Annotated in this window: 14 protein-coding genes, 1 tRNA gene and 1 pseudogene; 11 read left to right on the top strand and 5 right to left on the bottom strand. The window is 68.9% G+C overall.

Annotated features, from left to right (window positions below; all coding sequences use genetic code 11):
• Nucleotide 1 precedes the first annotated feature (1 nt).
• On the bottom strand, nucleotides 2–514 hold the full coding sequence (locus FG385_RS08945) for a hypothetical protein (protein ID WP_139096141.1): 513 nt from the start codon (nucleotides 512–514) through the stop codon (nucleotides 2–4).
• A 980-nt stretch (nucleotides 515–1494) separates the two neighbouring features.
• Between FG385_RS08945 and FG385_RS34750 the strand changes: the two are divergent.
• Both FG385_RS34750 and FG385_RS34745 read left to right on the top strand, forming a co-directional pair.
• A pseudogene (locus tag FG385_RS34750) lies at nucleotides 1495–2454 on the top strand (IS1380 family transposase); the annotation flags it as partial.
• Between the two features lie 13 nt (nucleotides 2455–2467).
• A complete protein-coding gene (locus FG385_RS34745; RefSeq protein ID WP_235022471.1) occupies nucleotides 2468–3202 on the top strand; it encodes a hypothetical protein in 735 nt (244 codons plus the stop codon).
• Here FG385_RS34745 and FG385_RS08930 read toward each other — a convergent pair.
• Nucleotides 3178–3501 carry a hypothetical protein gene (locus tag FG385_RS08930; protein ID WP_139096139.1) on the bottom strand — a complete coding sequence of 108 codons (324 nt, stop codon included), beginning with the start codon at nucleotides 3499–3501 and terminating at the stop codon, nucleotides 3178–3180. The genes FG385_RS34745 and FG385_RS08930 overlap by 25 nt on opposite strands.
• Nucleotides 3502–3756: 255 nt before the next feature.
• Between FG385_RS08930 and FG385_RS08925 the strand changes: the two genes are divergently transcribed.
• From FG385_RS08925 to FG385_RS08915, 3 genes are all read left to right on the top strand, one after another.
• On the top strand, nucleotides 3757–3978 hold the full coding sequence (locus FG385_RS08925) for a hypothetical protein (RefSeq protein WP_139096138.1): 222 nt from the start codon (nucleotides 3757–3759) through the stop codon (nucleotides 3976–3978).
• Nucleotides 3975–4385, top strand: a complete 411-nt coding sequence (locus FG385_RS08920; protein ID WP_139096137.1) for a type II toxin-antitoxin system VapC family toxin — start codon at nucleotides 3975–3977, stop codon at nucleotides 4383–4385. Before FG385_RS08925 ends, FG385_RS08920 begins: the two co-directional genes overlap by 4 nt.
• Nucleotides 4386–4451: 66 nt before the next feature.
• Nucleotides 4452–4976 (top strand): tyrosine-type recombinase/integrase, encoded by a 525-nt coding sequence (locus FG385_RS08915; protein ID WP_200834367.1) that lies wholly within the window; start codon nucleotides 4452–4454, stop codon nucleotides 4974–4976.
• A 107-nt stretch (nucleotides 4977–5083) separates the two neighbouring features.
• Here the strand turns inward: FG385_RS08915 and FG385_RS08910 are convergent.
• Both FG385_RS08910 and FG385_RS08905 read right to left on the bottom strand, forming a co-directional pair.
• Nucleotides 5084–5157 (bottom strand) — tRNA-Pro (locus tag FG385_RS08910).
• Between the two features lie 84 nt (nucleotides 5158–5241).
• Complete coding sequence (locus tag FG385_RS08905) at nucleotides 5242–6081, bottom strand: LLM class F420-dependent oxidoreductase (RefSeq protein ID WP_200834366.1); 840 nt, start codon at nucleotides 6079–6081, stop codon at nucleotides 5242–5244.
• Between the two features lie 77 nt (nucleotides 6082–6158).
• On the opposite strand from FG385_RS08905, the gene FG385_RS08900 reads away from it, so the two are divergent.
• On the top strand, nucleotides 6159–7274 hold the full coding sequence (locus FG385_RS08900) for an amidohydrolase family protein (RefSeq protein ID WP_139096136.1): 1116 nt from the start codon (nucleotides 6159–6161) through the stop codon (nucleotides 7272–7274).
• Nucleotides 7275–7308: 34 nt separating this feature from the next.
• On the opposite strand, the gene FG385_RS08895 is transcribed toward FG385_RS08900, so the two are convergent.
• On the bottom strand, nucleotides 7309–8118 hold the full coding sequence (locus FG385_RS08895; protein WP_139096135.1) for an IclR family transcriptional regulator: 810 nt from the start codon (nucleotides 8116–8118) through the stop codon (nucleotides 7309–7311).
• A gap of 146 nt (nucleotides 8119–8264) precedes the next feature.
• On the opposite strand from FG385_RS08895, the gene FG385_RS08890 reads away from it, so the two are divergent.
• Genes FG385_RS08890 through FG385_RS08870 form a run of 5 tightly spaced genes read left to right on the top strand, consistent with a single transcriptional unit; the run spans nucleotide 8265 to nucleotide 12508 of the window.
• Nucleotides 8265–9596 (top strand): MFS transporter, encoded by a 1332-nt coding sequence (locus FG385_RS08890; protein WP_235022459.1) that lies wholly within the window; start codon nucleotides 8265–8267, stop codon nucleotides 9594–9596.
• Nucleotides 9596–10393, top strand: a complete 798-nt coding sequence (locus FG385_RS08885) for an N-acyl homoserine lactonase family protein (protein ID WP_139096134.1) — start codon at nucleotides 9596–9598, stop codon at nucleotides 10391–10393. The genes FG385_RS08890 and FG385_RS08885 overlap by 1 nt, the downstream gene beginning before the upstream one ends.
• Entirely contained in the window at nucleotides 10393–11217 is an 825-nt protein-coding gene (locus tag FG385_RS08880) for an SDR family NAD(P)-dependent oxidoreductase (protein WP_139096133.1), read from the top strand. The genes FG385_RS08885 and FG385_RS08880 overlap by 1 nt, the downstream gene beginning before the upstream one ends.
• Entirely contained in the window at nucleotides 11217–12119 is a 903-nt protein-coding gene (locus FG385_RS08875; protein ID WP_139096132.1) for an NAD(P)-dependent oxidoreductase, read from the top strand. Before FG385_RS08880 ends, FG385_RS08875 begins: the two co-directional genes overlap by 1 nt.
• Nucleotides 12116–12508 carry a cupin domain-containing protein gene (locus tag FG385_RS08870; protein WP_139096131.1) on the top strand — a complete coding sequence of 131 codons (393 nt, stop codon included), beginning with the start codon at nucleotides 12116–12118 and terminating at the stop codon, nucleotides 12506–12508. The genes FG385_RS08875 and FG385_RS08870 overlap by 4 nt, the downstream gene beginning before the upstream one ends.
• Nucleotides 12509–12514: the final 6 nt, after the last annotated feature.

Raw genomic sequence — 12514 nt, 5'->3', positions numbered from 1 at the left:
GTCAGTGTGCTGGCTTGAAAGCGACTTGGATCTGGGCGCTGACGCCGGGTGGCGGTGTGAAACCGAAGATTTCGCTGGTGGAGTAGTGACCGGGGACAGCGGGGACGCCGATGTCGTCGCCGATGATGGTGGTGACGTCGGTGTGCCCGCGACTCGTGGTGGTGTCAATTTCGTCCGTGTAGAAGGTGTAGGGCCCGGCGCTGCCGGGGGCGATCCACCACCGGGTGACCTCGACACTGGTGTGGGCGGCGCCGTTGAAGGTGCCGTGGCTGCAGCCGGTCAGTTCGGCGTCGCCGGTGTTGACGCCAGTTGCGGGGTTATGGTCGAGTTCGCCCCATCCCCAGAATCCGCCGAGGTTCTCGCTGCCGCAGAACGCGGGATTGTTGCAGTTGAAGGATATTCCGATCTGATAGACATCCATCTTCCCGTCGCCGCCATATGCGGACGCGCTTCCGGCTCCCAGGACCGCTGCCGCGATCGCAAGGACCGCCGCAGCAGCGATCAGCGTCTTCATTCGTCTGCTCATCGTGCATCCCGATGTGGATCGTGCCGCCTGCGCCCCGTTGCGCAGGCGGTCTGTACGCAGAGTCGACCCTCGCAATCGCGCGTTACGCGTTGAGCCGTGGACTTGTTCTAATGCCAAATCACCAAAGAATGGTAGGACTGAGAAAACTCCTGGCGTGAACCGACCGGGAATTCGGTCACGTGTGGACAATTTGGACCCGGCGTTGGCCTCGTCACGCAGCACCGACCAGTCCTCGCCACCGGTTGCGCCACGGCCGTTACCGAAACAGCGCAGAACCGGGTCCGGTTTTCCATGGCGCGCGTCGGTCGTGATGAGACTCGCACCCGAACCCACGCCCGCACGGGGGATACACCCGAAACGATCGGCGTCCTCGTGGCCACTCGTTTCTTCTGGGCGGCGTCAGCGGCCGACAGCGTACAGCTGAGGTGAGAAACGCGGCCCAGCTTCACACCTACCGCCAGGTTGAGGCACTACTCGCCGGTACCGAATTCGTCGCACCCGGCCTCGGACGGGCAGCCCATTGGCAACCGCCACCCTCGTTGTGCCCCGACCCTGACGACGAGGCGAGCCAAGTCCTCCTCGGCGCCGTCGGCCGCGTGCCCTTCGCGTGATCCGACGAATCCTCCACCGCATCCGACTTATCCGAGTCCGCCGCGCCGATCGATTCAGCCCCCAGTCAAGGTGTCACCGAGCGTCTGCTCGACCGGAAGAACAGGTACGAGACCACGAAAAAGCGGGCCCCCACAGCTGTGAGCTGCGAGAACCCGCTCGGCCGTCGGGATGACAGGATTTGAACCTGCGACCCCTTGACCTTATTCGGGTCTGCGGTGACCTGCGGCGAACTAGCCCGGGGCTTTCATGGGGTGTGGGTTCGACCGGTGTGCCGTGGAAGGAGAATGGTGCTCTGAGCTGCGATGATACGGCTTGTCGAAGGTCGTATCGCTCGTAGTTCGAGGAGCACCATTCAGGTGGGCAAGTGTAGTTCGCCGTATCCGCGGCTGGCGGTAGGCGGGTCGGGTTCGGGTGTCGTGTCGCAGGCCGGGGCGGTGTTGCTGCTGCGCACGGCCGATACGGTCGGGCTGACCACGGCCCTGTTGGATGCGTTGTCGCCGTGGCGGAAACCTCTCGCTGTGCACGATCCGGGCAAGGTCGTGTTGGATCTGGCGGTCGCGGTTGCGCTGGGCGGGGACTGCCTGGCCGACATCGGTCTGACGCGGGTCGAGCCGGGCGTGTTTGGGCTGGTGGCCTCGGATCCGACCGTGTCGCGGCTGGTGACTGCGCTGGCCGCCGACGCGGGCAAGGCGGTGAGCGCGATCCGAGCGGCGCGCGCGGCGGCCCGTGCGGCGGCATGGGAAAGCGCCGGTGATCATGCACCCGATCACGGCATCGACGCCGACGATCCACTGATCATCGATCTGGATGCCACGTTGGTGACCGCGCATTCGGACAAGGAACGCGCCGCACCGAATTTCAAGCAAGGATACGGGTTTCATCCGCTAGGCGCGTGGGCCGACCACGGCGGCGACGGGACCGGGGAGCCGCTGGTGGTGATGTTGCGGCCGGGCAACGCCGGCAGCAACACCGCCGCCGATCACCAGCAGGTCTTGTCCGAGGCGTTGGCGCAGTTGCCGTTCCAGCCGGGGTATCGGGTCGGCCAGAAAGTGTTGGTGCGCACCGATTCCGGCGGCGGCACACACGACTTCGTGCGGTACTGCCACAATCGGCGGCTGCAGTACTCGGTCGGCTTCACACTCACCGAGACCACCGCCGCCAAGGTGGATCTGATCCCCAGGCACGTGTGGACACCGGCCTACAACGCCGACGGTGAGGTTCGGGACGGGGCGTGGGTGGCCGAGTTGACCGGGTTGATCGACCTGTCCGGCTGGCCACCCGGGATGCGGGTGATCGTGCGCGCCGAGCGCCCGCATCGAGTTGGAGCGGGTGATCCCGGCCAGCGGCAACCTCGGCGTCGGTGGGCAACAGTTCTGGCTGGGCCGCCACCTGGTCGGCCAGACCATCCGGCTGTGGATGTACAGCACCACCGTGCACCTGAGCCACGAGGGGCATCACCTCAAGACCGTGCCCTCCCGGCTGACCGGCATCGACCTGAACCGGCTGCGTGCCCAGGGCGCCCGTCCCGGCGGTCCGCCACCGGCCAGGCCGGCGGCCGCGCACCTCGCCGCCGGCGCGCCGATCGAGGTGGACCGCACCGTCAACTACTCCGGCTGCGTGTCCCTGGCCGGTGTCCTGATCTCCGTCGGCGCCCAATGGGCCGGGCGCCGGGTCACCCTGCGGTTGGAAGCCCAGCTCGCGCATGTGATCATCGACGGCGCCGTGGTCCGCACCATGCCCCTTACCCTCGCGCCCCACCAACGGGCGCGACTGCAACGGGCCCGCGTCGCCGGGCCACGCCCCACCGTCGACCGACGACCGCCGAGGGTGCAGCGCCGCGTCTCCAGCCGCGGCACCACTCAGGTCATCGGGCAACGCGTTCAGGTCGGGCTCCGCCACGCCGGCAGGGTCGTCACCATCGAGATCCACGAGACCGTGCTGCGGGTCTTCGATGACCACGACGAACCCATCACCACCGTGCCCCGCACCAGCTCGAAGGAGGTCAAGCGACACAAGGCATTTGGGCGGCGAACACCCGATCATCCGCCCGCGTCGAGTGGATAGGTCGGGCCGAGCACGTGGAGGTCTGCTCCCTGTGGTCCGGTTCCCCAGTCAACGACAGTGAGCGTGCCGGCGTCACAAATCATCAGCAACGTGTCGGCGCGGCGGAGTGGCTGGCCCGGTAGCGCGGCACGATGGTTGACGAAATCGCCGTGCGCCCTGATCACCCATACCTGCCGGTCATCGTTGACTTTGGTGCCGCCCATCAAGACCCGGACCGCCTCGGCGCGGGTACTGCGCACCGCCTCGACCCGTTCGAGCGGGTCGGCATTGTTCGTCAAGAAGCGCGCGAACCGGATCACCCGCCCGACCAGCCGATCGTGCAGGTCCGTAGGCAGTCCGACCTCATCAGCGCCAGACACGGCAGGGCACGTCCTTCGAGCGTCACGGACTCTCCGACAAGACCGTCGATCGAACGCTACAGTCACACAGTCAGAAGCACTACCGGCTAGGAAGTGTCACCCCTCAACTGACCACGAACCGGCACCCATCATCTGACTCAAGACATGTCTACGCTGGGTGCTGGAACAGGCTAGTCCCGCGGGTACCATGAGGTCATGACGACCCGGGAGGAAGCGCATCGACTGCTGGACGCGGTGCCCGCTGAGCGGCTGGACACCGTTGTGCAGGACTTGCGGCGTTGGGCTGACGAGCTGCCGGAGCGGCCGGTAGTCCGGGAGTTCGAGCTTGATGGCATGTTCGAGGCTGAGCCGGATCTCGCGGCGCGCGCCAAGGACATCCTCCGTGAGCGAGGCGGCGAAGGTCACGGCGCCGAGTGATCGTCGTCGATACCGGTCCCGTTGTCGCTCTAGGTAACGCGCGGGATGCAGCGCATGAGCAGTGCCGTGCGTTACTCCGCACTCATCCTGGACCGCTGCTGCTGCCTGAGCCCGTACTGGCGGAGATCGGCTACGTGCTGTGGCGTCGCGTCGGAACCCGGGCGGAAGCCGCGTTCCATCGGGACGTCGCCCGTGGCCTGTACGAGCTGGTCTCCCTCGGCAAAGGGGGAGCAGGCCGGGTGGCCGAACTGGTCGAGAAGTACTCGGATCTGCCACTGGGCACGGCGGACGCGTATGTGATCACCACTGCGGAGCGGTATAACGCGTCCGAGGTCGCCACGCTCGACCGGAAGCACTTCTCGCTGGTTCGTCCTCGTCACGTCCAGGCGTTCACTCTGCTGCCCTGACCTTCGTAGTCACCGCTCTGGGCGTAAGTCGATCATGTTGTCGATGATCGCTTCGGGTGAGTGTGGTTGGAAGGCGTCGCGTGGTGGGGCGAGGCGGCCGTCCTGCGTGTCGGCCGGGTAGACCTCGCCAAGCGGCGCCTTCGGATCGCGACGACCTTCTACGAGGTCAACGGAGTTCAGCACGAGGGCCTGCCCAAGACCGGCAAGCGCCGGACCGTCCCGATCCCGGCGTCACTGGTTCCCGAGCTTGCCCGGGTGATCGGTGGGCGCGGGGCCAACGAGCTGGTCTTCCGCACCGCCCGCGGCCACTCGCTCAGGGCCAACAACTGGCGGGTCCGGGAGTTCAACGCCGCGGTGACGGCCGCCAAGCTCCAGGTCGAGGGCCTGACCCCGCACAAGCTCCGGCACACCGCGGCATCGCTCGCGATCGCAGCCGGAGCCGACGTGAAGGTCATCCAGCACATGCTCGGTCACAAGGACGCGGCGATGACCTTGAACATCTACGGGCATCTGTTCCCGGACCGCCTCGACGAGGTAGCCGACACGCTCGACGCGCGGCGAGTAGCCCTGCTGGACCAGCGAGCAGCCTGACAACGAAAGAACCGCCCCGTGTTGCATGAACGTGACATGCCGCGGGGCGGTTCTCTCGTTCTTCAGCTATCGCGACCCGTCTACCTGCGTAAACGGACCACTGACCGTCGGGATGACAGGATTTGAACCTGCGACCCCTTGACCCCCAGTCAAGTGCGCTACCAAGCTGCGCCACATCCCGGCCACCACCCCGCGCGCGGGGCGGTGAACAGTAGCTTAGAGGGTCCGGCAAGCGGCGTGCACGTGGGGGTCACCCGAGGCGGGCTCAGGTCAGCGGGGCCAGGGCCTGCGCCAGCGGTTCGAGCACGTGCGGGCTGTGCGGCGGCGGCAGGTACACGATCGCCAGGTCGAGGCCCTCTTCGCCGAGTGCGGCGGCATCGGCGGCGACCTTGGCGTAGTCCGGCTCCGGATCGAGGCGAACGTGGGCCGACAGCGTGATCTCCTTCGGATCGCGGCCCAGGTCGGCGCAGTGCTGGTACAGCACGTCCCGCTTGCGCGCGAACTCCTCGGGCGGGCCGCCGGCGTAGTTCCAGTGTTGCGCGAACCGGGCGGTCGTGCGCAACGTCCGCTTCTCGCCACTGCCGCCGATGCAGATCGGCGGGTGCGGCTTCTGCACGGCCTTCGGCTCGCACCGGGCGTCCGTGAGCTGGTAGTGCTCGCCCGCGAAGCTCGTCGTCTCCTGGGTCAGCAGGCCGACCAGCACCTCACACGCCTCTTCGAACCGGTCACTGCGCTCCTTGACCGGCCCGAGCCGCATGCCGTATGCGCCCGATTCCTCCTCGTTCCAGCCGGCGCCGATCCCGATCTCCAGCCGCCCGTTCGAAACGATGTCGAGCGTCGCCGCCATGTTGGCCAGCAGCGCGGGGTGGCGGTAGTGAATCCCGGACACCAGGGTGCCGACGCGCAGCCGCCGGGTGGCCTGGGCCAGCGCGGTCAGCGTGACCCACCCTTCGAGGCACGGACCGGCCGGATCGGAGAATATCGGATAGAAATGGTCGAATGTCCACCCCGATTCGAAGACGTCGATATCGTCGGCGGCCTGCCAGACGGCGAGCATATCCGCCCAATCGGTGTTTTGCGGGGAAGTCTTGAAGGCGAATCGCATAATCAGGATCTTAGCGGCTTCCCTTTGACACCAGCGAGTCTGCACGGTCGGCCTGGTACGGGCTAGGATCACCGCCCGTGAACCACGACACGGTGCTGACCGGTGCGCTGATCTTCGATCCCGTCGAGGGCGCGACGAAGCGCCGAGACGTCCTCCTGCGGGGCGACCGGATCGTCGCGGTCGAGTCCGATGTAGAGGGTGCCGAGCGGGTCGACTGCGCCGGGGGTCTGCTGCTGCCTGGGCTGATCGACTGCCACGCGCATGTCGCGTTCCCGCGACCGGACGAACTACCCCGCAGCGCGCGGATCCTGGAAGCGGTGCCGGTGCTGCGCGGGCTGCTCAAGCGCGGGGTCACCACCGTGCGCGACGCGTGGGGAGCGGACGCCGGGTTCAAGCACGCGCTGCGGGAAGGCTGGATCACCGGCCCAGATCTGCTGATCAGCCTCCGGCAACTGTCCCCGACCGGCGGGCTCGGTGATCACTGGAGCCCGGATGCCGGGACGGTGGACACACTGGCCGACCCGTCGTTGCCGGATCCCGTGTTCGACGGGCCGGACGCGGCGCGCGCGGCCGTGCGGCGGATGGTGCGGGCCGGGGCGGACTGGATCAAGGCCGGGGCCAGCGGTGCGCTGCGGTCGGTGCGCGCGGGGCTGGATATCGGCCCGTCGGACGAGGAACTGCACGCGCTGGTCGACGAAGCGCGCCGCTGCGGCCGGGACGTGCTCGCTCACGCCCACACCGCCCGGTCAGCCGTCGCGGCCGCCGAAGCGGGCGCCCGCAGTATCGAGCACGGCGTGTTCCTCGACGAGAGCGCGGTGGGCGTGCTCCGGGAACGCGGCTGCTGGTACGTCCCGACGCTCGCGCCCATCGATGAACCCGCGCACCTTCGCTCACTCGCGCTGGCGCGCGAGGCCGGAGTCCCGATCGCGGCGGGCTCGGATCTCGCGCCCCGGCCCCACGTCGACCTGCTGACCGAGTTGCGCTTGCTGGCCGCGGGCGGGCTCGGCGACGCGGGCGCGCTGGCCGCGGCGACGAGTGAGGCCGCGCGGCTACTCCGGCTCGACCACGATCGCGGCCGGATCGCGCCGGGGCTCCGCGCGGATCTCCTACTTCTGGCGGGCACCGAACTCGACGTGCGCGACCTGGCGGGCCGGATCCGGCAGGTGTGGCGCAACGGCCAGACTGTCCTTTGAGGATGGTTCCCTCACGGCGGAAAGGCCTTCCCGACTAGCGGCGGCCGGCGACGCCGGACGCCTGCGGCGCCCGGTAACCGAGCATCACGCTCAGCTCCCCGGCCCCCCGGATCACCATTTCCGCGAGCTGTTCCTTGGCCTCCTCGCGGAAGCGCATCTCGGGAATGGTCAGCGTGAGGCTGCCGACCGCGATCCCGTCCGCGCCGAGGATCGGGGCCGCGATACCGCGTGAGCCCGGGATCTTCTGCCCGCGAGAGAAGGCGAAGCCCGCCTGACGGATGAAATCCAGTTCGCGGCGCAGCACGTTCGCCGAAGGCGCCTTCTCGCCCGTGACCGGGTTGGGCGCGCGCTCGGCGAGGATCGCCTCGATCTCCTCCTCGGGCAGGAACGCGAGGATCGCCCGCCCCGAGGCGCCCCAGTTGACCGGGACCGGCGAGTTCAGCTCGATCCGGTACGACAGCGGGTTCGGCGAGGTGTGTTCCGAGGCGTAGATCATCTCCCGCCGCCGCGGCAGGTACACCCCGAGCAGGCAGGCTTCCTGACTGCGCTCGACGACCTCGGCGAGCACCGGCCGCGCGAGCCGCACGAGGTCCCGGCGGGCGGCCAGCACCGCGCCGAGCCGCTGGCACTCCACGGTCGGCCGCCAGCGGCGGGTGCCGTGGTCCGGCTCGACCATGTCCTCCTTGGCCAGCAGGTCGAGCAGCCGGTGCACGGTCGGGCGCGGTAGCCCGAGCGTCTCCGTCAGCTCGGCGACACTGACGTCCTCGCCGGCCTCGATCACGGCGCGCAGCACCGCGACGGCCCGGGCGACCGTGCCCGTGGGGGGTTCGGATCCGGTTCGCATGGTGGATCACATTATCACTCAGCGGACACCCGGGCCGATTGACAACCCGGCAGGCCGCAGCCTAGCTTTGTCGCCAGCACGTCCACTCAATGAGTGTTCTGTCCACTGAGCGGACATGATCAGGGTTGATCGTAGGAGTCAGAGACATGACAACGCTGTCCCCGGCCGGCTCAGGCCGGATACGACGCCGGGCGGCGCTCGCCGCCGGCGTCGGCAACTTCATGGAGTGGTTCGACTTCGCCGTCTACGGCTTCTTCGCACCGACCATGGGCAAGGTCTTCTTCCCCACCAGCAGCGCCACCGTGGGCCTGCTCTCCTCGCTCGCCGTCTTCGGCGTGGCGTTCTTCTTCCGCCCGATCGGCGGGCTGGTCCTGGGCTCGCTCGGCGACCGCCGCGGCCGGCGGTTCACGCTGTCGGTTTCGGTGCTCATGATGGGCATCACCACCACGCTCATCGCCGCGCTGCCCAGCTACCAGGCCGTCGGCGTGCTCGCCCCCGCCTTGCTCGTCGTCCTGCGCTGCCTGCAGGGCTTCTCCGCGGGCGGCGAATGGACCGGGTCCTCGGCGTTCCTGCTGGAGATGACGCCGGGCAACCGGCGCGGCGTGTTCGGCAGCGTCATCTCCGCGACGGCCGCGCTCGCGACGGTCGCGGGCAGCTTCGTGGCGCTGCTGCTGCAGTCGGTGGTGAGCGCGGAGGCGATGCTCTCGTGGGGCTGGCGAGTCCCGTTCCTGCTCGCCACGCCGCTCGCGCTGATCGGCCTCTACGTGCGGCTGAAGCTCGACGAGACGCCGGTGTTCACCGACCTCAGGCGGCTCGGCAAGGTTTCCGACAAACCGTTGCGGGCCGCCGGAAAGCGCGACCTAAAGCCGGTCCTGCTCACCCTCGCGATCGCCGCGGTGCAGGGGCTCGGCTTCTACTACCTGGCCACCTACGTGGTGAACTACCTGTCGCAGACGGTGCACCTGTCCCGCGCGAACTCGCTGATCCTGAGCGCGATCGGGCTGATCATCTACATGGGACTGTGCCCGGTCGCGGGCGCGATCTCCGACCGGTTCGGCCGGCGCCGGGTCAACCTCGTCGGCAGCGTCGGCTACATCCTGCTGGGGCTGCCCGCGTTCGTGCTGATGGGCCAGGGCGGCGTGGCGTCCGTGCTGCTCGGGATGCTCCTGCTCATCCTGCCGCAGTCGCTGGTCAGCGTGACCACCGTGGTCATGCTCGTCGAACTGTTCCCGGCGGCGACCCGGTCGAGCGGCAGCGCGACCGGGTTCAACATCGCGCTGGCGTTCGTGGCCGGGCCGGGGCCCTTCATCGCGAGCGCGATCGCGAGCGCCACCGGCAGCAGCGTATGGCCCGCCTCGTACCTGGTGCTGGTCGCGCTCGTGGCCACCGTGTTCCTGGTGAAGTACCTGCCCGAGACCGCGGGCCGGAACATCGGCGCCGACGCACCGGCACCCGAACCCGTGCGGGAGGCCGGCTGATGACCTGGGAAGTGCTCGCGGTGCGGTTCGCCACCCGGCAGACAGTCGCGAGCCAGGTGTACCTGAACTACCACGTGTACGGCGAACCCGACCGTCCACTCGGGATGGACTACTTCTTCTGGGTCCTGCGCGGCCCGGAGCGGACCGTCCTGGTCGACACCGGGTTCACCCCCGCTGTCGGCGAGCGGCGCGGCCGCACCATGACCTGCCCGGTGCCCGAGGCCCTCGACCGGCTCGGCATCGACCCGGCGGCGATCGAGCAGGTGGTCATCACCCACGCGCACTACGACCACACCGGGAACATCGACCTGTTCCCGAACGCCGAGATCCTGATCTCCGCACGGGAACTGGACTTCTGGACCGGGCCGTACGCCGGCCGAGTCCAGTTCGGACACTCCGCGGAACCGCCGGACATCGCGGGCATCGTCCAGGCCGGCAAGGAGGGCCGGGTCACGCGGCTGCCCAAGCGGCACCGGCTCGCGCCGGGGATCGAACTGCGCGAGGTCGGCGGGCACACCCCGGGCCAGCTCGTCGCGCTCGTCGAGGCCGAGGGCGGCACGGTCGTGCTGGCCTCGGATGCCGTGCATTACTACGAGGAGGTCGAACTCGACCGCCCGTTCCTCGTCGTCGCCGATCTCGAGGCGATGTACCGCGGGTTCGACGAACTCGGCGCGCTTGTCGCCGAGCCCGGCACGGTGCTGCTGGCGGGCCACGATCCCCTGGTACTGCAAAGATTCGAGCCGCTCGAACCCGGTTTCGCCGTTCGGGTCGGGCCCTTGACGGAAAGGAAGGGTTGATGCTGGCAGGCAAGGTGGCCGTGGTCACCGGTGCCGCGGGCAGTATCGGCGCGGCGAGCGCACGCCGCCTGTCGGAGAAGGGCGCGAGCGTGATCGTCGTCGATCTCGACGGCGAAGGCGCCGAAAAGGTCGCGGCCGAGCTACCCGGCCCGGCGATCGCGGTCGCCGGGGACGTCTCCCGCGAAGACGACGTCGAACACTACGTGCGGGCGGCGATCGACCGGTTCGGGCGGCTCGACCTGCACCATCTGAACGCGGGAATCACCGGGCCGTTCGTGGAACTGGCGGACCTGAGCACCGAGGACTTCGACCGCGTGACGGGCGTCAACCTGCGCGGACCGTTCCTCGGCGTGCGCGCCGCGTTCCGGCACTACCGCGAGCGGGGCACCGGCGGCGCGATCGTCATCACCGCGTCGATCGCGAGCCTGCGCGGCAGCCACGACCTGCTCGCGTACCAGACGTCCAAGCACGGCGTGCTCGGCCTGATGCGCGGCGCGGCGATGTACGGCGGGCCGATGGGGGTGCGCGTCAACGCCGTCGCCCCCGGGCTGGTGCCGACCGGGCTGTTCACGGCGGCGAAGGACGAGTCCGGCGGCGGCAACGACATGGTCCAGCGCGGCACCACGGTTCCGCTGCGCCGCACCGGAACCCCGGACGAGATCGCGTCCGTCGTCGCCTTCCTGCTCAGCGACGAAGCCGCCTACGTGCACGGCGAGGTCATCTCGGTGGACGGCGGTTCGGCGATGGTCAGCACGGTTCGCCCCTCGGGCGGCGCGGGTGCCTGGGACACCACCGCCGTCGACCGGCGCGGAAAGGAGAACTGATGAGTACGCCAAGGATCGGCATGATCGGCCTCGGCAACATGGGCGGGCGGATCACCCGCCGCATCGTCGAAAGTGGACAGCCGGTGACCGGCTACGACCCGGTGCCCGGCCGGGCCGAGGCGGCGGGGGCGACCGCCGCGGCCTCGATCGCGGAGGTCACCAAGGCCGCCGACCACCTGTTGCTCTCCCTGCCGGACAGCAACGTGATCGAGAAGGTGGTACTCGGCGACGACGGGGTGCTGGCCAACAGCCGCGACGGGCAGATCGTGGTGGACCTGAGCACCGCCGCGCCGTCATCGACGATGAAGCTGCACGCGGCGTTCGCCGAGCGCGGGGTCTCTTACGTCGACGCCGGCATCTCCGGCGGTGCCGCGGCTGCGGACAAGGGCACGCTGACGCTCATGGCCGGCGGCTCGGCCGAGGCGCTCGCCCAGCTGGAGAAGACCCTGGAACCGTTCAGCGCCAAGGTGTTCGCGATGGGCGGCAGTGGCGCCGGGCACACCACCAAGGTGCTGAACAACTTCCTGAACGCGGTCAGCCTCGCCGCCACGGCCGAGGTGCTGGTCGCCGGGAAGAAGGCGGGCCTGCAGATGCACCAGTTGCTCGACGTACTCAACTCGAGTACCGGTGTCAACTTCGCGACGCTGAACCGGTTCCCGCACATCGTTGACGGCGACTACCTCGAAGGCGGGCTCACCAGCACGCTGATGATGAAGGACGTCGTGCTGTACGTGCACCGCCTGCGCGAGCTAGGCGTGCCGACGCTCAACTCGTCCGGACCGATGGCGAGCTTCGCGCTGGCGCAGTCCCTCGGCTACGCAGATCAGATCTCCAACCGGGTCGTCGACGCGATCGGTGACGCCAGCGGCGGAATTCGGTTGCACGAAGAGGAAGCAGAATGAAGATCATCCACGGCAGGCCGGAGAAGGCCGAAACGGAACAGCGGGGCGCGACCTTCGACGGTACGGTGTGGGCCGACCCGGTGCTGCCCACGACCGACGGGGTCACCATCAACTCGATCTACTTCACCCCGGGCGCCCGCACGCACTGGCACCGGCACGAGCGCGGGCAGATCCTCCAGGTGACCACCGGCAGCGGCTGGGTGTGCAGCGAAGGCGAAGCGCCGCAACGGCTTTCGGCCGGGGACGTGGTGTGGGTCCCGCCCGGCGAGCGGCACTGGCACGGCGCGAGCACCGGCCGCGCGCTCGCGCATGTCGCCATCTCGCTCGGCACCACGCAGTGGGAAACGCCGGTGAGCGAGGAAGAGTACCTCGCCGCCGAACGGCAGTGAAAGGGG

The organism is Amycolatopsis alkalitolerans, from assembly GCF_006152065.1.
Classification (GTDB): domain Bacteria; phylum Actinomycetota; class Actinomycetes; order Mycobacteriales; family Pseudonocardiaceae; genus Amycolatopsis_E; species Amycolatopsis_E alkalitolerans.
This window is presented reverse-complemented; position numbering and strand designations above follow the sequence as displayed.

Excerpts from the sequence above, each read along its gene's own strand:
- FG385_RS08945 (WP_139096141.1), bottom strand. The coding sequence starts at position 514 with ATGAAGACGCTGATCGCTGCTGCGGCGGTCCTTGCGATCGCGGCAGCG.
- FG385_RS08925 (WP_139096138.1), top strand. The coding sequence starts at position 3,757 with ATGACGACCCGGGAGGAAGCGCATCGACTGCTGGACGCGGTGCCCGCT.
- FG385_RS08905 (WP_200834366.1), bottom strand. The coding sequence starts at position 6,081 with ATGCGATTCGCCTTCAAGACTTCCCCGCAAAACACCGATTGGGCGGAT.
- FG385_RS08895 (WP_139096135.1), bottom strand. The coding sequence starts at position 8,118 with ATGCGAACCGGATCCGAACCCCCCACGGGCACGGTCGCCCGGGCCGTC.
- FG385_RS08890 (WP_235022459.1), top strand. The coding sequence starts at position 8,265 with ATGACAACGCTGTCCCCGGCCGGCTCAGGCCGGATACGACGCCGGGCG.
- FG385_RS08885 (WP_139096134.1), top strand. The coding sequence starts at position 9,596 with ATGACCTGGGAAGTGCTCGCGGTGCGGTTCGCCACCCGGCAGACAGTC.
- FG385_RS08880 (WP_139096133.1), top strand. The coding sequence starts at position 10,393 with ATGCTGGCAGGCAAGGTGGCCGTGGTCACCGGTGCCGCGGGCAGTATC.
- FG385_RS08875 (WP_139096132.1), top strand. The coding sequence starts at position 11,217 with ATGAGTACGCCAAGGATCGGCATGATCGGCCTCGGCAACATGGGCGGG.
- FG385_RS08870 (WP_139096131.1), top strand. The coding sequence starts at position 12,116 with ATGAAGATCATCCACGGCAGGCCGGAGAAGGCCGAAACGGAACAGCGG.